The sequence below is a fragment of the Chania multitudinisentens RB-25 genome, assembly GCF_000520015.2.
In the GTDB taxonomy this organism is placed as follows: Bacteria; Pseudomonadota; Gammaproteobacteria; order Enterobacterales; family Enterobacteriaceae; genus Chania; species Chania multitudinisentens.
This window is the reverse complement of record NZ_CP007044.2, coordinates 1291085-1316827: the sequence shown is the minus strand read 5'-3', so window position 1 is coordinate 1316827 and position 25743 is coordinate 1291085. Positions and strand designations below refer to the sequence as shown.

At 51.0% G+C, this 25743-nt stretch carries 21 protein-coding genes; 16 read left to right on the top strand and 5 right to left on the bottom strand.

Going from position 1 to position 25743, the window contains the following annotated elements:
• Window positions 1–7 precede the first annotated feature (7 nt).
• Window positions 8–664 carry a response regulator gene (locus Z042_RS05655; protein ID WP_024914397.1) on the top strand — a complete coding sequence of 219 codons (657 nt, stop codon included), beginning with the start codon at window positions 8–10 and terminating at the stop codon, window positions 662–664.
• 6 nt (window positions 665–670) lie between these two features.
• A complete protein-coding gene (locus Z042_RS24435) occupies window positions 671–1285 on the top strand; it encodes a helix-turn-helix domain-containing protein (RefSeq protein WP_154666884.1) in 615 nt (204 codons plus the stop codon).
• A 103-nt stretch (window positions 1286–1388) separates the two neighbouring features.
• Here Z042_RS24435 and Z042_RS05645 read toward each other — a convergent pair whose 3' ends face one another.
• Window positions 1389–1964: a tyrosine-type DNA invertase gene (locus Z042_RS05645; RefSeq protein ID WP_037407616.1), complete on the bottom strand. Its 576-nt coding sequence runs from the start codon at window positions 1962–1964 to the stop codon at window positions 1389–1391.
• 671 nt (window positions 1965–2635) lie between these two features.
• The gene (greB, locus tag Z042_RS05640) at window positions 2636–3109 is read right to left on the bottom strand and encodes a transcription elongation factor GreB (protein ID WP_024914395.1); all 474 of its coding nucleotides are present in this window, start codon (window positions 3107–3109) and stop codon (window positions 2636–2638) included.
• A gap of 434 nt (window positions 3110–3543) precedes the next feature.
• On the opposite strand from greB, the gene Z042_RS05635 reads away from it, so the two are divergent.
• The 4 genes from Z042_RS05635 (at window position 3544) to Z042_RS05620 (ending at window position 8999) form a co-directional block, all read left to right on the top strand.
• Window positions 3544–5880 (top strand): Tex family protein, encoded by a 2337-nt coding sequence (locus Z042_RS05635; protein WP_024914394.1) that lies wholly within the window; start codon window positions 3544–3546, stop codon window positions 5878–5880.
• A gap of 271 nt (window positions 5881–6151) precedes the next feature.
• Window positions 6152–6376 (top strand): ferrous iron transporter A, encoded by a 225-nt coding sequence (gene feoA, locus Z042_RS05630; RefSeq protein ID WP_024914393.1) that lies wholly within the window; start codon window positions 6152–6154, stop codon window positions 6374–6376.
• Window positions 6377–6453: 77 nt separating this feature from the next.
• Window positions 6454–8760: a Fe(2+) transporter permease subunit FeoB gene (gene feoB, locus Z042_RS05625; protein ID WP_024914392.1), complete on the top strand. Its 2307-nt coding sequence runs from the start codon at window positions 6454–6456 to the stop codon at window positions 8758–8760.
• Window positions 8760–8999: a FeoC-like transcriptional regulator gene (locus Z042_RS05620; RefSeq protein WP_024914391.1), complete on the top strand. Its 240-nt coding sequence runs from the start codon at window positions 8760–8762 to the stop codon at window positions 8997–8999. Before feoB ends, Z042_RS05620 begins: the two co-directional genes overlap by 1 nt.
• Before the next feature lie 24 nt (window positions 9000–9023).
• Here the strand turns inward: Z042_RS05620 and bioH are convergent, their stop codons facing one another.
• Window positions 9024–9794, bottom strand: a complete 771-nt coding sequence (bioH, locus tag Z042_RS05615; RefSeq protein ID WP_024914390.1) for a pimeloyl-ACP methyl ester esterase BioH — start codon at window positions 9792–9794, stop codon at window positions 9024–9026.
• A gap of 44 nt (window positions 9795–9838) precedes the next feature.
• On the opposite strand from bioH, the gene gntX reads away from it, so the two are divergent.
• From gntX to Z042_RS05595, 4 genes are all read left to right on the top strand, one after another.
• Window positions 9839–10522 (top strand): DNA utilization protein GntX, encoded by a 684-nt coding sequence (gene gntX / locus Z042_RS05610; RefSeq protein WP_024914389.1) that lies wholly within the window; start codon window positions 9839–9841, stop codon window positions 10520–10522.
• Window positions 10523–10580: 58 nt separating this feature from the next.
• Window positions 10581–11156 (top strand): Fe-S biogenesis protein NfuA, encoded by a 576-nt coding sequence (gene nfuA / locus Z042_RS05605; RefSeq protein WP_024914388.1) that lies wholly within the window; start codon window positions 10581–10583, stop codon window positions 11154–11156.
• Between the two features lie 1067 nt (window positions 11157–12223).
• Window positions 12224–12862, top strand: coding sequence for a DUF1120 domain-containing protein (locus tag Z042_RS05600; protein WP_024914387.1), 639 nt, complete (start codon window positions 12224–12226; stop codon window positions 12860–12862).
• A 69-nt stretch (window positions 12863–12931) separates the two neighbouring features.
• The gene (locus tag Z042_RS05595; protein ID WP_024914386.1) at window positions 12932–13588 is read left to right on the top strand and encodes a DUF1120 domain-containing protein; all 657 of its coding nucleotides are present in this window, start codon (window positions 12932–12934) and stop codon (window positions 13586–13588) included.
• A gap of 76 nt (window positions 13589–13664) precedes the next feature.
• Here the strand turns inward: Z042_RS05595 and malQ are convergent, their stop codons facing one another.
• Together malQ and malP are read right to left on the bottom strand one after the other, a co-directional pair.
• Window positions 13665–15746, bottom strand: a complete 2082-nt coding sequence (malQ, locus tag Z042_RS05590; protein WP_024914385.1) for a 4-alpha-glucanotransferase — start codon at window positions 15744–15746, stop codon at window positions 13665–13667.
• 9 nt (window positions 15747–15755) lie between these two features.
• A complete protein-coding gene (gene malP / locus Z042_RS05585) occupies window positions 15756–18161 on the bottom strand; it encodes a maltodextrin phosphorylase (RefSeq protein WP_024914384.1) in 2406 nt (801 codons plus the stop codon).
• Between the two features lie 528 nt (window positions 18162–18689).
• On the opposite strand from malP, the gene malT reads away from it, so the two are divergent.
• The 6 genes from malT to Z042_RS05555 all read left to right on the top strand — a co-directional run bounded on the left by malT (window position 18690) and on the right by Z042_RS05555 (window position 25718).
• Complete coding sequence (malT, locus tag Z042_RS05580; protein ID WP_024914383.1) at window positions 18690–21404, top strand: HTH-type transcriptional regulator MalT; 2715 nt, start codon at window positions 18690–18692, stop codon at window positions 21402–21404.
• A 145-nt stretch (window positions 21405–21549) separates the two neighbouring features.
• Window positions 21550–22545 (top strand): autotransporter family protein, encoded by a 996-nt coding sequence (locus Z042_RS05575; RefSeq protein WP_024914382.1) that lies wholly within the window; start codon window positions 21550–21552, stop codon window positions 22543–22545.
• A gap of 179 nt (window positions 22546–22724) precedes the next feature.
• The gene (gene glpE / locus Z042_RS05570) at window positions 22725–23051 is read left to right on the top strand and encodes a thiosulfate sulfurtransferase GlpE (protein ID WP_024914381.1); all 327 of its coding nucleotides are present in this window, start codon (window positions 22725–22727) and stop codon (window positions 23049–23051) included.
• 209 nt (window positions 23052–23260) lie between these two features.
• Window positions 23261–24574, top strand: coding sequence for a heme anaerobic degradation radical SAM methyltransferase ChuW/HutW (gene hutW, locus Z042_RS05565; RefSeq protein WP_024914380.1), 1314 nt, complete (start codon window positions 23261–23263; stop codon window positions 24572–24574).
• Window positions 24571–25080: a heme utilization cystosolic carrier protein HutX gene (hutX, locus tag Z042_RS05560; RefSeq protein ID WP_024914379.1), complete on the top strand. Its 510-nt coding sequence runs from the start codon at window positions 24571–24573 to the stop codon at window positions 25078–25080. The genes hutW and hutX overlap by 4 nt, the downstream gene beginning before the upstream one ends.
• Entirely contained in the window at window positions 25077–25718 is a 642-nt protein-coding gene (locus Z042_RS05555; RefSeq protein ID WP_024914378.1) for an NAD(P)H-binding protein, read from the top strand. Before hutX ends, Z042_RS05555 begins: the two co-directional genes overlap by 4 nt.
• The last annotated feature ends 25 nt before the right edge of the window (window positions 25719–25743 follow it).

Genomic DNA, 25743 nt, shown 5'->3' with positions numbered 1-25743 from the left:
AGAAAAAATGTTGCAGGTCAATCATAATAAAGACGAGTATTCGGTAGCGGGAAAATCGAAACGAATTCTTGTTGTCGAGCCATCCAGGATAAATTGGATCGGCCTGCAACGGTTACTTGGTTGTACGGGCAACGCTGAGTTAATTTTTTTTCGGGTCAGTGAAATTACAGAAGCTAAACAGAAAATTCATGAATTCAAACCTGATGTGATCTTATTTACCTCATTATCGTGTGGAATTGATTATCTGTTGTTATTATCCTTTTTATCAGATGTTACCAGTTATCATCTCAATACACATTCTGTTATCTGGTTGCCGCATGATATGGAATGGATGACTCAGCTTCTTCACGCTTTTGGGGTGACTACTGTATTAATCGATCCTGTTAACCTTTATGAAATCAGCCAATGCCTGGGTGATAAGCCGAGTAGCAACGCTGAGAAGAAAGTATGTTTATTGGGTAAACAGGAAAGAGTCATTGCACTGGATTTTTTCCGCGGGAAAACTGCCACAACGATTGCTAATGCAGCGGGAAAAGATGTACGAACAATCAGTACTCAAAAGAAATCAATAATTAAAAAATTGAAGATTAGAACGAATGAGGAGTTTTACCTACTTGCAGGTAAATTGATCTATTTGAACAAAATAAATAGACAGGAGTGGTGAAACACTGTGAAAAAAATAATGATTATGCATCCATGCATTCTTACCTGGAGTGGATTATATCAGTTATTCAGGCAGAAACTGCCTGGCGTTGATATTATACAAGCGCATTCTGTTTATGATGTGGCCTTCAGTGATGATTTATACAATATTGATCTGATCGTCAGTGAACTATACGGCCTGAATGAAAATATCCGTCTGGGGGTGAAACTGCTGTCATTCGCTCAAGCAAACAGGGAGGATAAACCGCTGCTTATCATGACAAATGTTCCATCAAAACAGGCAGTTAAGTGTATGGGTTATCTGCCTGAAGCCTCATTTATTGCTTTATCTGAAGATATTCCTCAGCTAGCCAATCAGGTTGATTTGGTTTTGGCTGGCAATGTTGTCACCAGCCCGTGCCTATGCACTGCACAGGGGATAAGCGTATTCAATACCGATGTCAAACCATTCTCCGACTCAGAAATAGAGGTTTATCATTTATTGCAAGAAGGTTTCAGTATCACACAGATAGCGGAAAAGACTTCCCGCAGCGTCAAGACCGTGAGTGCACATAAACGTAACATGATGGGAAAGCTCGGAATTAATAGTGAAGTAGAACTTTATGCCTGTTTTAATAAATAATGGCATATTGATTATTGCCAGGCGCGGAGATCGCTGATAATAGCGTTCTCCGGCACTGATAAATAATTATTTACTGTATTAAGATTCTTATGTTTTTGCTTTTTTAGCCGTTTTTTCGTTTGTTCCATTCCCATATTCCGACAAACCGTGCGGCATTACTGGCGGTATAACGTACAGTATGCCGGATGTTGCGGTGCCCAAGATAGTCCTGAAGCAACCGGGTATCAGTCCCCCTTTCCGCCAATTCATAGCCACAGGCGTGGCGCAGCATATGAGGATGTGTATTGATGGCCGTGCCCGCCCGTTCACCAGCCTGGCGGATAATTCGCCAGGCTTGACCACGCGATAGCTGGGTTCCTCGCTGAGAAATAAAGATAATGTCTGGGTCTGCACTTGGTTTCCACCGGGCCCTGCTCTGCTTCCATTCCATAATCGCCTTGCATTCATCATCCATCAAAGGATGAACGGTAGAAAAACCATTTTTAAGTCGACGTATATTTATTCGCCCTTCAATCATTTCAAGATCGCGAAAACGTAAGTTCAACAATTCGCTAATACGCAATCCATGGCGAAAAGCCAGCAGGATTAGACAACTATCCCGTACTCCAGTTTGTGTCTTTCTGGCCGCATTCATCAGATTACTAACTTCTGTTAGAGTGAGAAATTTACGCTGTGACAAGGAAAACTCCTATTATTTTGGTGAAATGACGCCAGAGTCCGAATTAAATAATTTTTTACAATTTTTAAATCAAAAAAATGCAATAAAAATTTGTTAAATATTTTTTTAAAAAAAACAGATAGGATAAGTCCTATCGAGATATTACAGGTGACTTCAATTAATATCCAGTATTTAGGAGGAGATTAATGCCTATGCTTGATTGAACCTAACGCACAATCCGATTTTTTAAGAATTACCCGAGGCTCACATTGACATTCATTGTTCCCATGGTGATTCTGCTCAGTTTGACGTGCCGCTCATCTGCAAGCTTGATGAACAACGGAGCTTCGTTGGCAGTGAAGCCTGACAATATGGCGGCTAATGCCTTTCAATATCGGGATGATAACCAACGGAAACTGGAGCCACTACAGGTGGGAAATACCGAAGGTATAATCATATGATTAGAAAAATTTATCCAACATATGCACGGAGTAACCTGACGCCAAGAACCTGGATTAAACGCCTGGCCCAGACCACCTCTGCTTTATGGCCATTAGATAATTACTGGCAATTTCACTAAGGTTGTTCAGCGCGTGCCTGTAAGAATTATTTCTGACCCGTCGAATATAACTAGACAATGGTTTTCCCACAGATGTCACTGTAGATATAATCTGGGGTTAATACTATTAAAATTAATTATATTGTATAGAAATTATCTGCCAGTATCTAATACCATCCGGTGTTTGCACAGGGACTTCATCATCAATTTCTTTCTTTAACAATGCACGAGCCATTGGAGAATCAATCGATATATAATTCTTAACTTCGCCATAAATTTCTTCAGGCCCTACTATTCTGAAATATTTTTCTTCACCTTCATCATTTTGAATTTTCACCCAAGCACCAAAAAAAACCTTTCCTTCCTGCTGTGGAGAATAATCGACTACTTGCAATTGCGGCATAAGTTTACGTAAAAAATAAACACGCCTATCTATTTGTCTTAAAAGCCTTTTATTATATGTATAGTCGGCGTTTTCGGACCGATCGCCCAAACTTGCAGCCCAAGAAACAATGGCTGTGATTTCGGGCCTTTTTACATTCCATAAATAATCATGCTCTTCCTGAAGTTTTATGTAACCTTCACGAGTTATAATTTTTGTTGGCATGATACCCCCTTAAGTTAAAAGAGCATTATAAATACTACGAGCCTTTAGTCAATGTGACTATTTTTTATCCTTTTCACCATAAACTAAATATCAAATATGTTTTATATAACGTTATTTAAATTTATGTTATAAAAATAGAGTAAATTCTTATCGGAGCAAGTTGATATGTCAGTTTTCATGACATTCATATTTACTCTCCTTTGTTTTACCCCTTGAAAACCAGACAATAAGCTTGAGTAGGTGAAAGCGTAAGAAACGGCCTTAGACGGTGGTGGCCTACCGCAACCCGCGGCTGGAAAGGCCATACTCCTTCAGCTATAAAGGCAAAAAACTCAGGGCATAACCAAAGCGGCCCGCTCCACGCTGGCATTTTATCCCTGCAATCCGTATAACTATCCCCCTCTTGATCATCGCTCTTAACAGATACCAGACTTATGAATGACCCACTGAGCCGCATTATCGCAACAGAACTGCAAGCCCGGCCGGAGCAAGTTGACTCCGCCATCCGCCTGCTGGATGAAGGCAATACCGTGCCGTTTATCGCACGTTATCGTAAGGAAGTTACCGGTGGCCTGGATGACACTCAGCTACGCCAGTTGGAAACCCGCCTGGGTTATCTGCGTGAACTGGAAGAACGCCGCCAGACCATCCTCAAATCTATTGATGAGCAAGGTAAACTCACCGAGCAACTGGCCAGGGCAATTAACGCTACCCTGAGCAAAACAGAACTCGAAGATCTCTATCTACCGTATAAACCCAAACGCCGCACCCGTGGGCAGATCGCCATTGAAGCAGGTCTGGAACCCTTGGCCGATTCGCTGTGGCAAGATCCTCAGCAGCAGCCTGAACAATTGGCCGAACGGTATGTTAATGCAGACAAAGGCGTTGCCGATATAAAAGCAGCGTTGGATGGCGCACGTTACATTCTGATGGAACGCTTTGCCGAAGATGCCACCCTGCTGGCTAAAGTGCGTGACTACCTGTGGAAAAACGCCCATCTGGTGGCCAAAGTAGTCGAAGGTAAAGAAGAGGACGGCGCAAAATTCCGTGATTATTTCGATCACCACGAACCGATTTCACAAGTGCCTTCTCACCGTGCGCTGGCGATGTTCCGTGGCCGTAATGAAGGAGTACTGCAACTGGCGCTGAATGCCGATCCGCAGTTTGAAGAAACGCCACGCGAAAGCCAGGGTGAGTTGATTATCATCAACCACCTGAACCTGCGCCTGAACAACGCACCGGCCGATGCCTGGCGCAAGGCGGTGGTTAACTGGACATGGCGCATCAAGGTATTGTTGCATCTGGAAACCGAACTGATGGGCACCTTGCGTGAACGTGCGGAAGATGAAGCCATCAACGTTTTTGCCCGTAATATGCATGACCTGCTGATGGCAGCCCCGGCCGGGATGCGTGCCACCATGGGCCTGGATCCTGGCCTGCGTACCGGGGTAAAAGTGGCGGTGGTTGATGCTACCGGCAAATTGGTGGCGACCGATACCGTCTACCCACACACGGGCCAAGCCGCCAAAGCCGCCACCGTGGTGGCCGCTCTCTGTAGCAAACATCAGGTCGAACTGGTGGCAATCGGCAACGGTACGGCTTCCCGTGAAACTGAGCGTTTCTATGCCGAGTTGCAGCAGCAATTCCCAGAGGTAAAAGCACAGAAAGTGATCGTCAGTGAGGCTGGGGCTTCGGTGTACTCGGCTTCTGAGCTGGCCGCGCTGGAATTCCCCAACCTTGATGTCTCCCTGCGCGGTGCTGTTTCCATCGCACGCCGCCTGCAAGACCCACTGGCTGAATTGGTAAAGATTGATCCTAAATCCATCGGCGTTGGCCAATACCAGCACGACGTCAGCCAGAGCCAATTGGCGAAGAAGCTGGATTCGGTGGTGGAAGACTGTGTGAACGCGGTGGGTGTTGATCTGAATACCGCATCCGTTCCCTTGTTGGCCCGTGTAGCCGGTTTAACGCGCATGATGGCGCAGAACATTATCAACTGGCGCGACGAGAATGGCCGTTTCAGCAACCGTGAACAACTGCTGAAAGTCAGCCGTTTGGGGCCAAAAGCCTTTGAACAGTGCGCAGGCTTCCTGCGTATCAACCATGGCGATAATCCGCTGGATGCCTCAACGGTACACCCAGAGACTTATCCGGTGGTAGAGCGCATTCTGGCTGCTACCCAGCAGGCGTTGCAAGATCTGATGGGCAACCCCAACGCCATCCGCAGCCTGAAAGCCAGCGATTTCACCGACGAGCAGTTCGGTATGCCAACGGTGACCGATATCCTGAAAGAGCTGGAGAAACCGGGGCGCGACCCACGCCCGGAATTCAAAACCGCCACCTTTGCGGAAGGCGTGGAAACGCTGAACGACCTGCAAATCGGGATGGTGCTGGAAGGTTCCGTCACCAACGTCACCAACTTCGGGGCATTTGTGGATATCGGCGTGCATCAGGATGGCCTGGTTCACATCTCCTCGCTGGCAGATAAATTCGTGGAAGATCCACACAGCGTGGTGAAAGCGGGCGATATCGTCAAAGTGAAGGTGATGGAGGTCGATTTACAGCGCAAGCGTATCGCCCTCAGCATGCGCCTGGATGAGCAGCCAGGTGAAGGTTCACCACGCCGTGGCAACGGTAATAGCAACAATGCTCCCACACGTGACAACGCGTCACGCGCACCAGCCAATAAAGCCAAACCGCGTAACACTTCCCCGGCAGGCAATAGCGCCATGGGCGATGCACTGGCGGCGGCATTCGGTAAAAAACGCTAAGCCTCACCATTAAGGGCGGAGTTCACTCCGCCCCTTCCTTATCTCCGCACAACATTCCCACGTCTTTTTGATGTACAGCAATAAAACAGTACATTTAGCAACCAATATCCCTACTTTTTGTATTGATTACGATAATCGTTCTCACTATTATTATGTTGCGTGTTTATTAGTGCCATTTCAGCCCCGTTGACTCTTCTTCCGGTAATCTGGGTAGAAAATGGTTCTGAAAGCGACGTTTCAGAAGCAACGTCTTTATCACCAAGAAGGTAATATGCATCTTCTTCCTAAGCAGACCTATAAAATCGCCGGTTTCTCCAGTGAAATCAGCCCCGCTTACCGCCAGAAACTGCTGTCACTCGGTATGCTGCCCGGTTCATTATTTGAAGTGATACGCGTCGCCCCGTTTGGCGATCCGATCGAAATAAAAACCCGCCGCGTCAGTTTGGTGCTGCGAAAAAAAGATCTAGACCTGATCCTGATCGACGGCCAGGCGTAAGCCCTGCCGCCTGTTTCAGGCTTTTGCCGTGGCTCCATGCCAGGCCGTTCTTCAATTGACTAACATCAGATTGGATTATGAAAAAACTCACTATCGGCTTAATAGGTAATCCGAACTCGGGGAAAACCACGCTGTTCAACCAGCTCACCGGAGCACGCCAGCGAGTCGGCAACTGGGCTGGGGTCACGGTCGAACGTAAAGAAGGCCATTTTACTACGCCGCAATCGCAAATCACGCTGGTCGATCTCCCTGGTACCTACTCACTTACCACCATCTCTGAACAGACTTCCCTGGATGAACAAATCGCCTGCCACTACATTCTCAGTGGTGACGCGGATTTGCTGATCAACGTGGTGGATGCTTCAAATCTGGAGCGCAACCTTTACCTGACGCTGCAACTGCTGGAACTGGGTATTCCCTGCATTGTGGCGCTGAACATGCTGGATATCGCCAGAAGCCAGCATATTGAGATTGATATTGCCGCTCTGGCTGCACAGTTGGGTTGCCCTGTGGTGCCGTTGATCTCCACCAAAGCCGATGGCATTGGCGTGCTGAAACAGATGATTGACGGCCACCAGTTCAATGAACCCAAAGCGTTGGTCAATTATCCGCCGTTGTTGCTGCACGAAGTCAACCGGCTGGCCGCAGCTATGCCGCAATATCTGCCTAACGAACAACGCCGCTGGTTAGCGCTGCAAATGCTGGAAGGGGATATCTATAGCCACCAATTGGCAGGCAATGCCACCTCATTGCTGCCGGAAGCCCGGCTGGCCTTGCAACAGGAAGAGCCGGCACTGGTGATTGCGGATGCTCGTTACCAATCGATCACCACCATTTGCGATGCGGTCAGCAATTCACAACAGGCTTTGCCAAACCGCCTGACTGAAATGCTGGATAAGGTGATCCTTAACCGCTGGCTGGGCGTGCCTATTTTCCTGCTGGTGATGTACCTGATGTTCTTACTGGCAATTAACATTGGCGGCGCACTGCAACCGATTTTCGATCTCGGTTCGGCAGCAATCTTTATTCAGGGGATTCAATGGGTCGGTTATACCCTGCACTTCCCAGAATGGCTGACCATCTTCCTGGCGCAGGGCGTTGGCGGCGGGATCAACACCGTGCTGCCACTGGTGCCGCAGATCGGCATGATGTACCTGTTCCTGTCTTTCCTGGAGGATTCCGGCTACATGGCGCGTGCAGCCTTTGTGATGGATCGCCTGATGCAGGCGCTGGGGCTACCGGGTAAATCCTTCGTGCCGTTGATCGTCGGTTTCGGCTGTAATGTACCCTCGATTATGGGGGCCCGCACGCTGGATGCCCAGCGTGAACGCCTGATCACTATCATGATGGCTCCCTTTATGTCCTGCGGGGCGCGTTTGGCAATCTTCGCCGTTTTCGCCGCCGCCTTCTTCGGCCAGGGTGGTGCGAGCATCGTATTCTCGCTGTATATGCTGGGGATCGTGGTTGCCATTCTCACTGGCCTGGTATTGAAATACACCATCATGCGCGGCGAAGCTTCACCCTTCGTCATGGAACTGCCGGTCTACCATGTACCGCACCTGAGAAGCCTGCTGTTGCAGGCCTGGCAGCGCCTGAAAGGTTTTGTGCTGCGCGCCGGGAAAGTGATTGTGATCGCCAGTATCTTTATCGGTGGCCTGAACAGCTTCTCTTTCAGCGGCAAACCCGTGGATAATATCAATGACTCCGCGCTGGCATCGGTTTCTAAGGTGCTGACGCCGCTGCTACAGCCGATGGGGGTCCACAGTGATAACTGGCAGGCTACCGTTGGCTTGGTGACCGGAGCCATGGCGAAAGAAGTGGTGGTCGGAACGCTCAACACCCTGTATACCGCCGAACACATCACCAATGAACCGTTCGATGCCGCCAATTTCAATTTACTGGATGAACTAGCGGCGGCTGCGCAGGAAACCTGGCAAGGTCTGCGAGATACGTTCAGTCTCAGCGTGCTCTCTAACCCTATCGAAGCCAGCAAAGGCGATGGTGAGATGGGCGCTGGTTCCATGGGCATGATGAGCAGCAAATTCGGCACTTCAATTTCCGCTTACAGTTACCTGATCTTTGTGCTGCTGTACGTGCCGTGCGTTTCGGTGATGGGAGCTATTGCCCGTGAATCCAGCCGCGGCTGGATGACGTTCTCTATCCTGTGGGGGCTGAACGTCGCCTATTCACTGGCGACGTTGTTCTACCAGGCTGCGACCTTTACCCAGCATCCGCAATACAGCCTGCTGGTGATCCTGTCTGTGCTGGCGTTTAATGCCTTGCTGTTGCTGTCATTACGCAAAGCCCGTAGCCGCGTGACCATTCGTCTGCGCAGCGCTACGCCAGTCAGCTGTTGCCAAACCCCGCAAGGTGATTGCCACTGATGGCCAGCCTGCTGCAAATACGTGATGCGTTAGCCTTGCAGGGCAGTGTGCAGGCACCACAGCTAAGCCGCCAGTTGGCAACGCCGTTGCCACTGGTCAACGCTATGCTGGAACGCTTAACCGACATGGGAAAAGTGGAACGTATTGAACAGGATAACAGTGAATGTTTGACCGGCCATTGCAAAAGCTGCCCGGGAGGGCAGGATTGCAGGACGGTGGTTTACCGTTTGAAGCGCTAAAAACAGGGGCGCGAAATCGTGCCTCTACTGATTTGCAGCGAATTGATTAACAAGACGGGTGAACTCCTCAGGGTGCGAGATAAAAGGCGCATGAGCCGCTTTGGGGATCACAACCGAAGCAGAGTGCGGCCAACCTTCATCCAACAGCGCTGCCACCTTGCGTGGCACCAGACCATCCAGATAACCATAAATACGCAGCACCGGCATGGCGGGCGTGGCCAGTTGCTGGCGCTGATCCACGGTGCGCAGCATCGTGAGGCCGCTATTGAGTACTTCTACGCTCGGTGTTGGCTGATTGAGCACCACGGCTTTCAGCAACCGGGCATCCTGGCGCGCGCTTTCGGTACCCAAGGTTTGCAGCGCCAAAAAACGCTCTACGGTACGCTTGAAATCCTGGCTGAGCTGTTGTTGGAACCCGCTCAATACCTCCGGGCGAATCCCTGGCCAGCCTTCCTGTGCGGCAAAACAAGGTGAAGAGGCCACGGTAATTAGCCCTGTCACCCGCTCCGGCTGCATCAGGGCAATTTGCCCAGCCACCAGCCCCCCTAATGACCAGCCCAGCCAGTAAGCACGCACAGGCGCGGCCGCCAGCAAAATATCAGCCATCTGCGGCAACGACAGCTCGCCATAACCCTGACTGCGGCCATAACCCGGCAGGTCAACCAGATGCACACGAAAATGCGGAGCCAATCGCTCCAGCGTGCAACGCCATACCTCAGCATTCAATCCCCATCCGTGCAGCAGCACAAGATCGCGATCGCCTTCACCTATTGTTTGCCAATACAGCGCGCTCATCCGTTATTGTCCTTGTGAAACTCGTTTCGTTATGGAGGACGATTATGCTACCAATCTACAGCCGTTGTTGGCTATGCCAGCAAGCATTACGGCTCACACAGCAGGGAATTTGCAGCTACTGCCTGCGCCAGTTGCCTGCCAAACCGGTATGCTGCCCCCGCTGTGGCCTGCCCAGCGGCAATCCACACCAGCTTTGTGGCCGTTGCCTGCAACAACCCCCGCCCTGGCAGGCACTCGTCTTTGCCTCCAACTATTGTCTGCCACTCAGTGCTTTGATCAAGCGTTTCAAATTCCAGCGCACACCGGAGCTGGCTCCCACGCTGGCCCGCCTGCTCCTGCTGCATTGGCTGCAAGCGCACCGAGAGCAACATCTGAACAGACCAGAGATCATTTTAGCGATACCCTTACAGAGGAGACGCTGCTGGCTTCGGGGTTATAATCAGAGCGATTTATTAGCCCGGCCATTAGCTCGTTGGTTAGGCTGCGAATACCGCCCCGCCGCGCTGCGCCGGACCAGAGCAACTTTACCCCAGCAACGGCTTACCGCCCGTTTGCGGCAGCGTAATTTGCATGGCGCATTCCGTTGCGATACCGATCTGGCAGGGCGGCATGTCGCGCTGCTGGATGATGTGGTCACCACAGGCAGCACGGTGGCGGAAGTCGCCAGGTTATTGCAGAAACAGGGGGTCGCCTCATTGCAGATCTGGTGTATTTGCCGCACATTGTAGTACCACAGCAATGGGCGTATTATAACCTACTATAGAAGTCAACTATTGAGTTAATGCTATGATTCGTATAACAGATGCTGCACAGGAACATTTTGCCAAACTGCTGGCAAACCAAGAAGAAGGCACCCAGATCCGCGTGTTCGTCATTAACCCTGGAACGCCTACGGCAGAATGTGGTGTTTCTTATTGCCCACCCGATGCGGTAGAAGCGACGGACACCGAACTCAAATTCGACAAGCTGTCTGCTTACGTTGACGAATTGAGCGCACCTTATCTGGAAGAAGCCGAGATCGACTTTGTGACCGATCAACTCGGCTCCCAGCTCACGCTGAAAGCGCCAAACGCCAAAATGCGCAAAGTGGACGACAACGCCCCGCTGATGGAACGCGTTGAATACGTATTGCAATCGCAGATTAACCCGCAGTTGGCAGGCCACGGTGGCCGTGTCAGTTTGATGGAAATCACCGACGATGGGTTGGCTATCCTGCAATTTGGTGGGGGTTGCAACGGGTGTTCCATGGTTGACGTTACGTTGAAAGAAGGTATTGAGAAAGAGCTGCTGCAAAAGTTCCCTGAACTGAAAGGGGTACGCGATCTGACCGAACACCAGCGTGGCGAGCACTCTTATTACTGATTGCGCATACCAAGGCGCAGCACAATGCCTACGTCTTGGTATTTTTAGCACATTCGTGAAAGGCACCTTTCTTGATGCAGAGCAATTTTTAGCAGTGAAAAACCGTTTATATTATCGGCAAATTAATCTAATAACGGTTATGTTAATTTTGTGGTCATTGTGTTTTTTATACTATTTCTCTATAGTTCAAGCACGGAAAATATTACCTATCCGATTGTTATAATTAGGATTCTTACCTCTTTCATTAGTTTTTATGCATCACGTAAAACAAAATATCATCTTCACCACTAATAAAAAGCCTCCTATATTGCCCCCCATTAAGAATGTTATACATGAATGTAATGGGTACCTACTTTATTGTGTAGAATTGACTTCTTTAGAAATTGAAATCTTTTTTACTCAAAATACTCCACATAATTCAAGTTGCAGGACAAAAACGCAGCGCGTTTTTGAACAACACAGGGGCTGACCCCAAAGAGCTGAAACCTGGTAGCTTCGCCAATATCCATGCAACTTGAAGTATGACGAGTATATATACAAATATTTTTACTGATATGTTTCTGACAAAATAGCATCGATTCTTTATTGAAGTAATCTACTATTTAAATGAACTTAGCAGCTTATACTAAACAACAAAGTTATAAAGACTTCCAATAGGAAGCTTTATTGGGTTTAATCTGGTGAATATACTGTCGATTACATATCATTCATCTTGATGACCACATTATTAATAATATATACCCCAAATAATGTAACGAGGGTGAACGACAAATCCGCAGAGCAGGGTTGAATGCTGCCTGTAATTACCCTGAAAGGGTGAGATTCACTACAGGCCAAGCAACGTGAGGTATGAAGGAGATCGCCATCGGTAACGATATAATTTTCTTCGTTCAACCCTGTTTGGAGGAATACCCTAAAAACTTACGCTCGGTTTTTTTAGCCAGCTAAAAGAAATAAGACATTAATGAGAGTATTTCCGTAATTCTATTAATGACTTTATATCGCCAACAACGTTGGCAAATAATGTTTTATCTCGATTTTTAATCATATATAGGTTTCTTTGTTTTATGAAAAAGCACGTAATTGCCGCGACCACACTGTCCACCCTGTTACTGGCCATGGCAAATGCTCAGGCAGCCACACCAACCGCCGAACTGAAAGTTATCGGGGAACTGACCGTTCCTGCCTGCACCGTTGCTGCCGCCGATGACGGTGTATACGATTTCGGCAGACTGTCTGCCACCATGGTAAAACCAGCGGCTACCACCGCGCTGACGCCGATGACCAAAACCTGGACCATCACCTGTGATGCAGAAACCTACCTGAATTTTGCCCCAGTGGACAACCGTGCTGCTTCGGTCAGCACCGTCGCTACCACCAACTTCGGCATGGGCATGGTTAACGGTACCGGTAAAATCGGTTACTACACCGCACAGATGGCAAATGCGACCGTAGACGGTGTTGCTTCCGAATTGTTTACCTCGGCTTCCAGCACCTTTACACCGGCAGCAACGGCCGATATCACCACCGGGCAACGCTCTGGTTGGGCAACACCAACGGCCAATACTCAAAAGAGTGGCAAGGTTTTCGTCAGCGATATTATCGTCAGCCCGGTTCTGGCCAGCTCTGCCACCATGAACGGCGCGATTACCGATGACACCAACCTTGATGGTTCCATGACCCTGAGTTTTGCTTACGGCATTTAATACCGAGCAAACCTGTAGAAGCGCCATCGGCCCAATATAGATATCCTTTTAATATAGATACTATTCATTATGAAAAAACGCATTTTATGTCTCAGCGTACTGTCAGCCCTGTTGTTCACCGCCGCCAATGCCCAAGCGGCAGCACCAACGTCTGAACTGAAAGTGGCAGGGAAACTCGGAACCCCTACCTGCACAATTGCTGCGCCGAATAACGGAATCTATAATTTTGGTTCAATACGAGCATCACGCCTCAAGCCTGACGCGATCATATCACTTACCAGCATCGCCCAAAGCTGGATAATCACTTGTGATGGTATGACTTATCTGACAATCACCCCAACAGATAATCGCAGTGACTCAATGGTGGTGACCAATGCCAGCTTCCAGGCTCCCAACCACTACGGTATGGGGTTTGTTAACGGAACCGGAAAGATCGGCGGGTACAGGGTTGTTATGGCCAATACCTCGACCGTAGACGGTGTTCAAACCCCCCTGTGCAAAGGCAACCCTGGACAATGTTCGCTCCAAGTTGCCAGCGTTTTTTTAAGCAAAGGCACTCAAACCAGTTGGGCAACAGCAAATAACGTGTTGAAAGCCGGTAGCGTATTTAAAGCTGATATTCGTGTTGATGCAGACTTGGCCAGCACCAGCACCATGAACGGTGTTATTACTGAGAACACCAAAATTGACGGTTCTGTGACTCTCAATTTTGCGTTCGCTATCTAAATTAAGCCGGTAGATATTTCTGTATAATTGAGAATCTATTAAATAGAGGGCATCACCTGAGTGATGACCCTCTAATTCATTCGACCGAAACCTTCCTGCGCCGCTTGTCCAGATCCTTCAATAAACGATTTACCTGTTGATCGGTAAACATCTCTTCCAGCGTATGGCTCAGTTTGCGCCGCCAGTTGGGATAGGCATCGCTGGTTCCTGGGATATTCACCGGATCGGCCATATCCAACCAATCTTCTGGCTGCAACCCCAGCAACGCACTGGCACTGTCGGCAACATAACGCTGTAATCCCCGGTTTAACAAAGGGCTCATCGCCAGTAATGATGCCTTCTTACCCACCTTCTGCGGCACGCAGCCATAACGGTGTAACCCGTCCAACAAACCCTGTTTGGCACGTTCACGGTCAGCAAACAGCGTTTTGAGCACCTCGGCATCCGGGTATAACCCCAACGTTTTGCCCAGCGTTAAATCACCGCTTTGCCAGTAGCCGCGCAGCGTGGGCAGATCGTGCGTGGTAATCGTTGCCATCGCCTGCACCGGGTAAGACTGCGGCGCACGAAACTGGCTCTCATTATCACGTTCAAAATACAGCACCTTGTAGGAGTAAACCCCGCTATCACGCAGTTTGCCGACGATCTCCACCGGTACAGTGCCGAGATCTTCGCCAATCACCATACAGCGGTGGCGTTGGCTTTCTAACGCCAGTAACGCCAGCAAATCCTCAACCGGATATTTAACATACGCCCCGCAATCGGCAGTTTCACCGTAAGGTATCCACCACAAGCGCAGCAAGGCCATGACGTGATCGATACGCAAAGCCCCGCAGCTAGTCATGTTGGCACGCAGCAAATCAATAAACGGCTGATATCCCCGCGCTACCATCACATGCGGGTCCATCGGCGGTAGCCCCCAGTTTTGCCCCAACGGGCCGAGGATATCTGGTGGAGCCCCCACCGATGCACCCAAACAATACAACTCCCGCTCGCACCAGGTTTCCGCTCCGCCTTCCGCCACACCCACTGCCAGATCGCGGTAAAGGCCAATCGGCATCTGTTGTTCCTGGCTTTGAGCAAAACACTCGGCAAACTGGCTGGCCGCCAACCATTGCAACCACAGGTAGAAGGTCACTTCATCCGCATACTGTTTGCAGAACGCCTCCACCGCCGCCCCGTTACCCTGCCGATACTCTTCCGGCCAAACCGGCCACCCCCACATGCTGTGATCGTTGGCAGCAAGATGCGCATGCAGCGCGTCAAATGCCGCTTGTTGATACAGACTGCTGCCCCCTTCGCTGACGAAACGCTCAAAGGCCAGCTGCAACACATCACCAGCCTTGCGAGCCTGAAACTGCGGGAAAGCCAGTTTCAGCGCCGTTAGCTTCAACTGCGTTACCGTACTGTAATCCACATAATGGCTGTTGCGTGCCTTCACCAGCAGCTTCTGCGTCGCCGCTTTATGCCACCATTTCTGTGCCGCCGTGCTGCGCTGGAAATCTTCCACCGCATTAACATCGATATACACCACGTTCAACCAGCGTCGTGAAGAAGGGCTATACGGGCTGGCGCTTTCCGGGTTGGCCGGGTACAACGCATGAATTGGGTTCAGCCCGACAAAAGCCCCACCACGCTGCCCTACTCCGCCGATCATCACCCGCAGATCGCCAAAATCACCAATGCCCCAGTTATGCTCAGAACGCAGCGTGTAGAGCTGCACACAAGCACCCCACAGCTTTTTTCCGGTCAGCAGGGCATCGGGTTCATAGCAACGTTTCGGGGCCACAATCAGCCGGCACTGCCATTGCTGTTCGCCCTGCGTCAAGATGAGTTGATGATAGCCCAGCGGCAGTTTGCCAGGCAGAGTCAACGTTTTGCGCGCACTGGCTCGCCCCTGTTGCTGGCTACCATCCTCACGCTGCAGCGCCCAGTGATACTCACCGCTGCCCCCTAAAGGCAATGCCACTGGGCTGCCGTAATAAAACACTTTTACCACTGGCAATGGCAGCGCTTCTGTACCGAGCGATGTATGGCTCATCGCCTTCAGTAATTGGCGCTTGGTTTCCGGCGAAATCGCCTGTTGTTTACCATGGGCATTGATGTAATCGGCGGCAATCCCTGCCAAGGCGGCCGCCTGATCGATACCTTTACTCATTCATACTCCTTAACGCTTGGCTTGCCAGATGCGCTGCTGGTAGTCACGGATCGAGCGATCCGAGCTGAACATGCCCACGCGCGCGGTGTTAAGGATAGTGCGACGCGTCCACTCGTCGCGATCACGATATAGGCTGTCTACCTGCCTTTGCGCTTTGCAGTAGGCAGCAAAGTCTGCCAGCACCAGGTACGGATCACCGCCTTCCAGCAAGCTATGCAACATCATGTCAAAAGCATGCTTGTCACCGCCGCTGAAAGCCCCGCTGGCCAGCTCATCCAGAATGGTTTTTAGATGTTTATCTTTCTTACGATAACTCAGCGGATCATAACCTTGCGCCAACAACGCCTTCACCTGTTCCACGGTATTGCCAAAGATGAAGATGTTCTCTTCGCCTACTTGCTCGGCAATCTCGACGTTGGCACCGTCCAGCGTTCCGACGGTCAACGCACCATTCAAGGCCAGTTTCATGTTGCCAGTGCCAGAAGCCTCTTTACCGGCAGTGGAAATCTGTTCCGAGATATCCGCCGCCGGGATCATCAATTCAGCCACGGAAACGCGGTAATCAGGAATGAACACCACTTTCAGACGATCCTTCACTAACGGATCGTTGTTGATCTTCTCCGCCACCTGATTGATCGCATAAATGATGTTCTTCGCCAGGTAGTAACCCGGAGCAGCTTTGGCACCAAACAGGAATACCCGCGGCACAATGTCCAGCTTCGGGTTATCGCGCAGTTGGCGATACAGCGACAGAATATGCAGTAAATTCAGATGCTGACGTTTGTATTCATGCAAGCGTTTAATCTGCACGTCAAAGATCGCATCCGGGTTGAGCGTCAGCCCCATCACGCTATGCACGTAATGGGCCAAAGCCACCTTGTTATCACGCTTGATTTGCTGATACTGCTGGCGGAACCCGGCATCATCGGCATATTTTTCCAGGCCTTTCAGCGCATCCAGATCGTTGGCCCACTCTACCTTCAACGTTGTATCAATCAGGCTGGACAGTGCCGGATTACACTGTTTCAGCCAGCGCCGCGGCGTCACACCATTGGTCACATTGTGGAATTTATTCGGCCACAGTTGATGATATTCCGGGAACAGATCCTTCACCACCAGATCCGAATGCAGTTGTGCCACGCCATTGACCGCAAAACCGCTGACTACACACAGGTTTGCCATACGCACCTGCCCACTGTGGTGCACCGCCAATTTGGCCCAAACCGCTTCATCGCCAGGCCAGTGCTGATCCACCAGTTGCTTAAAGCGGGCGTTAATCTGCTTGATGATGGAGAAATGGCGTGGCAACAGGCTGCGCACCAGTTTCTCATCCCAGCACTCCAGCGCTTCCGGCATCAGCGTATGGTTGGTATAGGCAAAGGTCTTGCTGGTGATCGCCCAGGCGGCATCCCAATCCAGCTGATGCTCATCCAGCAGGAGGCGCAACATTTCTGGAATGGCGATGGTGGGATGCGTGTCGTTGAGCTGAATCACCTCGTACTTAGGCAGGTCTGCAATTTTGCGGCCTGCCTGGTGATGTTTGCGCAGAATGTCCGCCACCGAACAGGCGCACTGGAAATACTGCTGCATCAGACGCAGGCGTTTGCCCGCCTGATGGTTATCATTCGGATAGAGCACTTTGGTCAGCTTGGCCGCTTCAACCCCCTGCTTCTCTGCTTGCAGGAATTTTCCCTCATTGAAATCATTCAGATCAAACGGATGCTGATGCGTAGCCTGCCACAGGCGCAACGGTTGGGTGACCCCATTACGGAACCCCAGAACTGGTAGATCCCAGGCTTCCCCCCGCAGGGTAAACGCCGGGATCCATAGTTCACGGCCATCGGCCTGTTTTTGCAACTTGCCACCGATACCGACCTCTACTGCCAGTGCGGCATTGTGGCGGAACCATGGATAACTTTCGCGCTGCCAGTTATCTGGAGCTTCCTGTTGATGGCCTGCTTTGAATGACTGGCGAAACAGCCCATATTGGTAATTCAGGCCATAACCCGTTGCCGGTTGTTCCACCGTTGCCATTGAGTCAAGAAAACAGGCCGCCAGGCGCCCCAATCCCCCGTTACCCAATGCCGGATCGGTTTCCTGCTCCAGCAAATCCGCCAGTTTGACGTTCTGCTCAGCCAGCACCGCGTCAACCGTTTCGTACCAGCCGAGGTTGATCAGGTTATTGGCCGTTAGGCGGCCGAGCAGGAATTCCATTGAGATGTAATTTACATGGCGCAATGATTTGCGGCTTTTAGCAGGAGCAGGCTGTGCTGCCAGTTGTTCGGCAAGCGCCGCGCTGACTGCTTCCCACCATTGATGCTGAGTCATCTGTTGTGCGGAGCTAAGGCCAAAACGCTGCCACTGACGAGTCAGCGCAGCCAGAAATGCATCTTTTTTAAGCATGGGCTGTGGCATAAGAAAAATTCTCTATCCGGTAAATGGGTCAATTTTTTCATTATCGTGCCGGGGAGAACGAACAACGGCATCATCCCGCCTGGGGATTAGCAGGGGAGGAGGATTGGGGCGTAGCCGGAATTGTGAACTCAGACACTTTTTGACACCCTGGCGTGGAGCAACATCACTCATGATAACTACCGCTGAGCGCCGCGGATGCCGCGCCGTAACGTTAACATAGTTATCGTAGCCGATGAAGTTTTGTACTCCTTAAACTGGTGCACAGGCTACAGTTAATCAGTGTTATTAAACGCGGTAATAAAAGACCGTTTGGCAATGGTGCGGAGCAAACCTCAAAAGTGTGATCGACAGCAATTTAACTCCAAGCCAAAGCTTAAGCTTGTTGCAATACCTATGGCGATGTCCGAAGTTAAGGAGAGGGATTAATTACGAGCTACAAAATAATTAGCCTTCTTCCACACCTGAAAAGGGACTTCGATGAGATGAAATCTTTCGGCATCGGGAGCCGCTCTTTACATCTGGAATATTATGCTGATCCCATCAAAACTGAGCCGTCCGGTACGGCTGCAAAATACCGTGGTACGCGACCGTCTGTTGGTGAAGCTCGCTAGCGCAGCAAACTATCGCCTGACATTGGTCAATTGCCCGGCAGGATATGGAAAGACGACGCTGGTCGCCCAATGGGCGGCTGGCAAGTCTGATTTGGGATGGTATTCACTGGATGAAAGTGACAACCAGCCGGAACGCTTCGCCAGCTATCTGATCGCAGCTCTGCAACAGGCCACCAGCGGTCACTGCGTGAAAAGCGAGGCGTTAAGCCAAAAACACCAGTACGCCAATCTGTCGGCGCTGTTTGCCCAATTGTTTATTGAGCTTTCTGACTGGCACCACCCTCTGTACCTGGTGATTGATGACTATCATCTGATCACCAACGATGTCATTCACGAAGCCATGCGCTTTTTCCTGCGCCATCAGCCAGAAAACCTGACGCTACTCCTGCTGTCCCGCACGCTGCCTGCTCTCGGCATCGCCAACCTGCGGGTGCGCGATCAGTTGTTGGAGCTGGGCACACAGCAGTTGGCATTTACCCATCAGGAAGCCAAACAGTTTTTTGATTGCCGCTTAACATCCCCACTCGAACAACATGACAGCAGCCGCCTGTGTGACGAAGTCGAAGGCTGGGCCACCGCGTTGCAGCTGATCGCGCTTTCTGCCCGCCAGTCCACCTCTTCCGCTCAGCAATCCGCTAAACGTTTGGCTGGGCTGAACGCCAGCCACCTCTCTGATTACCTGGTGGATGAAGTGCTGAATCGCGTTGATGCCGATGCGCGGACATTTTTATTACGCTGCTCGGTGCTACGTTCAATGAATGATGCCCTGATCGTGCGCCTGACCGGGGAAGATAACGGCCAGCAGCGTCTTGAGGAACTTGAACGTCAGGGGCTATTTATTCATCGCATGGATGATACCAGCGAGTGGTTCTGCTTCCATCCATTATTCGCCTCATTCCTGCGCCAGCGCTGCCAATGGGAACTGGCGCTGGAGCTGCCAAACCTGCACCATGCCGCCGCCGAAGGTTGGTTGGCGCTCGGTTACCCGACAGAAGCCATTCACCACGCACTGGCCGCCAATGACGTCAGCATGTTGCGCGATATCCTGCTGCAACACGCCTGGTCATTGTTTCACCACAGTGAGTTGGCCCTGCTGGAAGAGTGCCTGAATGCACTCCCCTACGAACGGCTGATCCAAAACCCGAAACTGGCGTTGCTTCAGGCTTGGCTGGCCCAAAGCCAGCACCGCTATGGCGAAGTTAACACCCAGTTAGAACGGGCCGAACACGCTATGCGTGAGCAGCAAATCGTGGTCGATCGGACCTTGCATGCCGAATTCGACGCGTTGCGGGCACAGGTAGCGATCAACGCCGGTAAACCGGAAGAGGCCGAACGGTTAGCCACCGAAGCGCTGAAATTCCTGCCGCTTTCCAGCTATTACAGCCGTATCGTTGCCACCTCGGTCATCGGTGAAGTGCATCACTGCAAAGGGGAATTGGCCCGTGCGCTCCCCATGATGCAGCAAACTGAACAGATGGCACGCCGCCATCAGGCCTATCATTACGCCCTGTGGGCGCTATTGCAGCAAAGTGAAATTCTGATCGCCCAAGGTTTCTTGCAGGCCGCTTATGAAACGCAGGATAAAGCCTTCGAACTGGTGCGCGAGCAACATCTGGAACAGCTGCCGATGCATGAGTTTCTGTTGCGTATCCGTTCACAGGTGCTCTGGTCCTGGTCAAGGCTGGATGAAGCCGAAAACGCGGCGCGTGAAGGGCTAAAGGTTCTGGCTAACTATCAGCCACAACAGCAGTTGCAATGCCTTGCCATGTTGGCAAAGTGTTCACTGGCACGGGGCGATCTGGATAATGCCAATGTTCACCTGCAACGTTGCGAAGCCCTGCTGCATGGTTCGCAATATCACTGCGACTGGCTGACCAATGCCGATAAACCCCGGGTAGTATACTGGCAGATGATCGGGGATAACGCCGCCGCCGCTAACTGGCTGCGCCATGCTGAAAAACCGGGTATGGCGAACAATCATTTTATGCAGGGCCAGTGGCGCAATATCGCCCGCGTACAGATTATGCTGGGTCAGTATGCAGAAGCCGAAGTAGTGCTGGATGAATTAAACGAAGACGCCCGCCGCCTGCGGTTGGTGAGCGATCTCAACCGCAACCTGTTACTCAGCAATCAGCTTTACTGGCAGATGGATCGCAAAAGCGATGCCCTGCGGGTGCTGATAGAAGCCCTGGCGCTGGCAAATCGCACCGGGTTTATCAGCCATTTTGTCATTGAAGGGGAAACCATGGCACAGCAACTGCGCCAGTTGATCCAACTCAATACGCTGCCAGAACTGGAACAGCACCGGGCGCAACGCATCCTGCGTGACCTCAACCAGCACCATCGCCACAAATTTGCCCATTTTGACGAAAACTTTGTTGATAAAATACTGACGCATCCACAGGTGCCGGAGCTGATCCGCACCAGCCCGTTGACGCAGCGGGAATGGCAGGTGCTCGGCCTGATTTACTCCGGTTACAGCAACGATCAGATCGCCAGTGAGCTGGACGTGGCGGCCACCACCATCAAAACCCATATCCGTAATCTGTATCAGAAACTGGGGGTTGCCCACCGGCAGGAGGCCGTGCAGCAAGCACAGCAGTTGCTGCAAATGATGGGGTATGGCGCCTAGCTGATTCAAATTTGCGAGAAGGGTTGAAATCACGTAAGAAACTCCCGTTCCTTTACGGTATGTTCTTGTTTTTTAGGACACCCAATGACATCATTCTTTCTTCTCAATCATATTGCCAAAATGTTGCATCAAAGGAGTTGGAGTAATGACCGTTACAAGGACAGTTCTAATTACGGCCAGCCTGTATTGGGCCATTTCCCCGGCGTTCGCCTACGAATCCTCACCTTCTGCCTTGGCAGATTCAGCGCTGGCAACCGATTATAGCCATCGTGCAGATGTGGGAGCCTATCTGGGTAATCAGATAGCCGCGCGTTCATTATTTCTGCACACCATGCACCAGCGCAAAGTCTCCCCAGGCAGCGATCAATTCTGGCTGCGTGCTTCTGGCTACCGCACCAAAAATCTGAGCGCCGCCGATGACAACTTGCCGATAGAGATGGATCGTCAGGTGTTGCAATTAGGTGGGGATATTTACTCATTGCAGAATGGCGGGGAAGAGTGGACGCTGGGTCTTATGAGTGGGTATGGCCGTGCCGATATCCAATCAACCGTCAATAACATGAATCTCTCGTCTGACGGCCGCGTCAACGGATACTCTGTCGGGATGTACAGCACCTGGTATCAGGATAGCCAAAATCATGCCGGTACCTATGTCGATTCATGGGTACAGTATTCCTGGTTTAACAACCGCGTTGATCGGGAAGATTACAATAGCCAGAACGTCAGCCTTTCCTTGGAGTCGGGCTATGCTTTTCTGCCGGTCCCTGACTGGGAATTGATTATCGAGCCCCAGGTTCAGCTTATCTATAATCATTTCCGCACGGATGATTATCGTGATGCCACAGACAGCGATGCGCCTGATTTCACCTCACGGGTCGGTATTCGTTGGTATAGCAACCAGGATGACAATATCACCGCCTACCTGGCGACCAACTGGTGGCACAACAGCGGCAACAACACACTCCAGTTTAATCAAGCGCGAGTAGAAGCCGATTCGCTGAATAATCTGTTTGAAGCAAAATTGGGGATCCAAACGCCCACCAGCAGTAAATTCCAGCTTTGGATGGAAGGTGGGGCAACGATGGGAACCAATAGTTATCAGGATTACGGTGCTTCATTGGGCCTGAGCTATCGCTGGTAATCTCATGTGTGGCGCCGTCTCTTGGCCGGCGCCACAAGCTTCACTCTTCCTATCACAGCGGTAAAGTAGAACCTCAGCCTACCGTTGGTGGGGATGCCCCTATTTTTTCTCTGGTCTTAAATCGCACGAATTTGGTTACACTTGTGATGCATCCCCTCATTACAAGGCAATATAAAGTCATGGAACAGTTTGAAGCGATCAACGTTGAGCAGGCCTACACCTATTGGAAAGAAGGCAGTGCGACGCTGGTCGATATCCGCGATCCGCAAAGTTTTGCAGCCGGGCATACGCCGGGCGCTTTTCATCTTACCAACGCAACCCTGCCGGTTTTTATGCAGCAAAATGACTTTGATCGCCCGGTGATGGTGATGTGTTACCACGGCAACAGCAGCCGCAGTGCCGCACAATACCTTTTGCATCAAGGGTTTGATGTAGTCTATAGCATTGATGGCGGTTTTGAGTCCTGGGCACGCCAGTTCCCGCAGGATGTGGCAACTTCTGCATAATCAAAAGGGCGCATCTGCGGCGCCCTCTTGTTGTTACGCTGGCCTGCCAGCCTTTAAGCGGTTCCACGCCGTTCATCAGTGAAGTTTGCCTTACCAATATACCTTTTCACCTTAATCAATTGATGTTCGTCAAAATAACGCCATTTACCTATTGATCGAATGATTATAATTATCATTTAATTTCTCATCTTCAATTGGATGAGCCTGTCATGAAACTTGATTTGATACCGTACCATGCACGACCCGGCCCCCTGCCTTTTCCCAAACGCTGGGCGACAATGCCATGGCGTGACAGCCGGCCACTGCCCCCAGAAGCACTTCATGATAGCTGGCAGGCACTGTTACAAAAGCCATCGCCCCGCAATAAACGATTGCTTTATATACATATTCCTTTCTGCGCCACTCACTGTACTTTTTGTGGTTTCTATCAAAACCCCCTGCAACCTGAAAGTACTGCACGCTATACCGATTATCTGTTGCGGGAACTGGAGATGGAAGCGGGAAGCCCCCTACTGCAAGGGGGGCCTATTCATGCGATTTACTTTGGTGGCGGCACACCCAGCGCGCTCTCCGCAGCACAATTAAATAGAATTATCACCCAGCTGCGTAAAAGTTTACCCCTGGCCCCTGACTGCGAAATTACCGTTGAAGGGAGGATCTTTAATTTTGACGATGAGCGGATTGATGCCTGCCTGGATGCCGGAGCAAACCGCTTTTCGGTCGGCGTACAGACGTTTAATACCCGTATCCGCCAGCGTATGGGCCGCAAAGCCGATCGCGATCAGGCAATTCGTTTTCTGACCCGTTTAGCCAACCGCGATCGTGCGGCAGTGGTCTGCGATCTGATGTTCGGCCTACCCCATCAAACTCCCGCAACCTGGCAAGAAGATTTAGCCATCGTGCGCCAGCTCCCGCTGGATGGTGTCGATCTGTACGCTCTGAATCTGCTGCCGACCACACCGCTCGCCAAGTCGGTGGAAAATAACCGGGTGGAATTACCTACGCTGGCACAACAGTGTGACTTTTACTGCCACGGTGCCAACGCGCTAGCCCAGGCTGGCTGGCATCAACTCAGCAATAGCCACTGGGCACGCACAACCCGCGAGCGCAATCTGTATAACCTGCTGATCAAGCAAGGAGCCGATTGCCTTGCTCTAGGCAGCGGTGCTGGCGGTTCTCTGCAAGGGCATGCCTACATGCAGCATCGCAGTCTGGAAAACTATTATCGATTAATCGACAGCGGGAAAAAGCCGCTGATGATGATGACGCAAGCCAGTGGTGAACACCCGTGGCGAGCTAAATTACAAAGCGGCATTGAAGTTGGGCGCTTGGATTTGAGCGAATTAATTACCGACCCGCAGCCATTAATACCGTTGGTAACCCAATGGCATCAAAGTAATTTACTGAAAGATAAAAGTTTCTGCCTGCAACTGACCGACAGCGGGCGTTTTTGGGCCAGCAATATGATGCAGGCACTGCAACACCTTATTCCCCCACTTATCACAGCGGAAAACCACCCATGAATGCATTACCCTTAATCGAATTTCTTGCCACTCAACCGGATGGCACGCTAGAACAAATCGCACAGGATTATCAGGTCAGCCCACTTGATGTGGTACGTGCACTCCCCAAGCGGGTGCTAACAGATGCAGAGCAATTTGACAGAGTCTGGGACAGCATGACCGAGTGGGGGGATGTCACGGTACTGGTGCATACTGCCGATATTATTCTGGAACACCAAGGCCCACTGCCGAGCGGCTTCCATCGTCACGGCTATTTTAATCTGCGTAATAAACAGGGCCTGAGCGGCCATATCAGAGCGCAAAACTGCCAGGCCATTGCGTTACTGGAACGCCCGTTTATGGGCATGGCAACCGCATCCGTGCAGTTCTTTAATCAGCAAGGTGACATCATGCTGAAAGTCTTTGTTGGCCGTGATGAACATCGCCAGCTACGCGCCGATGGCCTTGCCGCCTTCCATCAGCTATCCCAACAACTTTTGGCTGAAGCAGCCGAGGCTACCCCATGAAACCTTGGTTAATTTTTGGTGGTGGCCACGGCGTGGGCGCTCATCTGCTGGCGCTGGCAAATCAGCCTGCCGATCCGCTCTCGTCTCCCCGTTCCGTGACTTTATTGATCCGCAATCCTCAACAAGCGGAAGCTTTACGCAGCCAGGGCTTTAGCGTGGTATGTGGTGATGCCTGCGATCCAGCCAGTGTGCTTGAAGCCTGCCGGTTAGCCGGGCCAGAAGCCGCCATCATTTCAACACTGGGCAGCCGCAGTGCCGATTATCAAGGCAACCGTCTCATTATTGATACCGCAGAGCAATTGGGCCTGAAACGCATGTTATTGGTGACGTCAATTGGTTGCGGTGAGAGTTGGCCAACCCTTTCTTCTGCCGCCCGCGCCGCTTTTGGCCAGGCCGTGCGCGAAAAATCGCTGGCTGAGAGCTGGTTACAGACCAGCGGCTTGATCTATACCCTCGTCCGGCCTGGAGGCCTGCTGGATAGCCCCGCTACCGGCCATGCCATTAGATTGCAGACAGAAGCTCATGGCATGGTAACTCGTGCAGACGTCGCGATGCATCTGAGCCAAATGATCGAAGATCCTGCCACCTATTATCAGATTTACGCACTCGTTGAGCCGGGGCTAACGCGTAAAAAATGAATTAATAAAAAATAGAGCTTGATGT

Coding starts and splice junctions, on each gene's coding strand:
- bioH (WP_024914390.1), bottom strand. CDS start 9,794: ATGAGCGCGCTGTATTGGCAAACAATAGGTGAAGGCGATCGCGATCTT.
- gntX (WP_024914389.1), top strand. CDS start 9,839: ATGCTACCAATCTACAGCCGTTGTTGGCTATGCCAGCAAGCATTACGG.
- Z042_RS05635 (WP_024914394.1), top strand. CDS start 3,544: ATGAATGACCCACTGAGCCGCATTATCGCAACAGAACTGCAAGCCCGG.
- Z042_RS05655 (WP_024914397.1), top strand. CDS start 8: ATGTTGCAGGTCAATCATAATAAAGACGAGTATTCGGTAGCGGGAAAA.
- malQ (WP_024914385.1), bottom strand. CDS start 15,746: ATGAGTAAAGGTATCGATCAGGCGGCCGCCTTGGCAGGGATTGCCGCC.
- glpE (WP_024914381.1), top strand. CDS start 22,725: ATGGAACAGTTTGAAGCGATCAACGTTGAGCAGGCCTACACCTATTGG.
- Z042_RS05600 (WP_024914387.1), top strand. CDS start 12,224: ATGAAAAAGCACGTAATTGCCGCGACCACACTGTCCACCCTGTTACTG.
- malT (WP_024914383.1), top strand. CDS start 18,690: ATGCTGATCCCATCAAAACTGAGCCGTCCGGTACGGCTGCAAAATACC.
- feoA (WP_024914393.1), top strand. CDS start 6,152: ATGCATCTTCTTCCTAAGCAGACCTATAAAATCGCCGGTTTCTCCAGT.
- Z042_RS05595 (WP_024914386.1), top strand. CDS start 12,932: ATGAAAAAACGCATTTTATGTCTCAGCGTACTGTCAGCCCTGTTGTTC.
- Z042_RS05575 (WP_024914382.1), top strand. CDS start 21,550: ATGACCGTTACAAGGACAGTTCTAATTACGGCCAGCCTGTATTGGGCC.
- feoB (WP_024914392.1), top strand. CDS start 6,454: ATGAAAAAACTCACTATCGGCTTAATAGGTAATCCGAACTCGGGGAAA.
- nfuA (WP_024914388.1), top strand. CDS start 10,581: ATGATTCGTATAACAGATGCTGCACAGGAACATTTTGCCAAACTGCTG.
- hutX (WP_024914379.1), top strand. CDS start 24,571: ATGAATGCATTACCCTTAATCGAATTTCTTGCCACTCAACCGGATGGC.
- hutW (WP_024914380.1), top strand. CDS start 23,261: ATGAAACTTGATTTGATACCGTACCATGCACGACCCGGCCCCCTGCCT.
- malP (WP_024914384.1), bottom strand. CDS start 18,161: ATGCCACAGCCCATGCTTAAAAAAGATGCATTTCTGGCTGCGCTGACT.
- greB (WP_024914395.1), bottom strand. CDS start 3,109: ATGCCAACAAAAATTATAACTCGTGAAGGTTACATAAAACTTCAGGAA.
- Z042_RS05620 (WP_024914391.1), top strand. CDS start 8,760: ATGGCCAGCCTGCTGCAAATACGTGATGCGTTAGCCTTGCAGGGCAGT.
- Z042_RS05555 (WP_024914378.1), top strand. CDS start 25,077: ATGAAACCTTGGTTAATTTTTGGTGGTGGCCACGGCGTGGGCGCTCAT.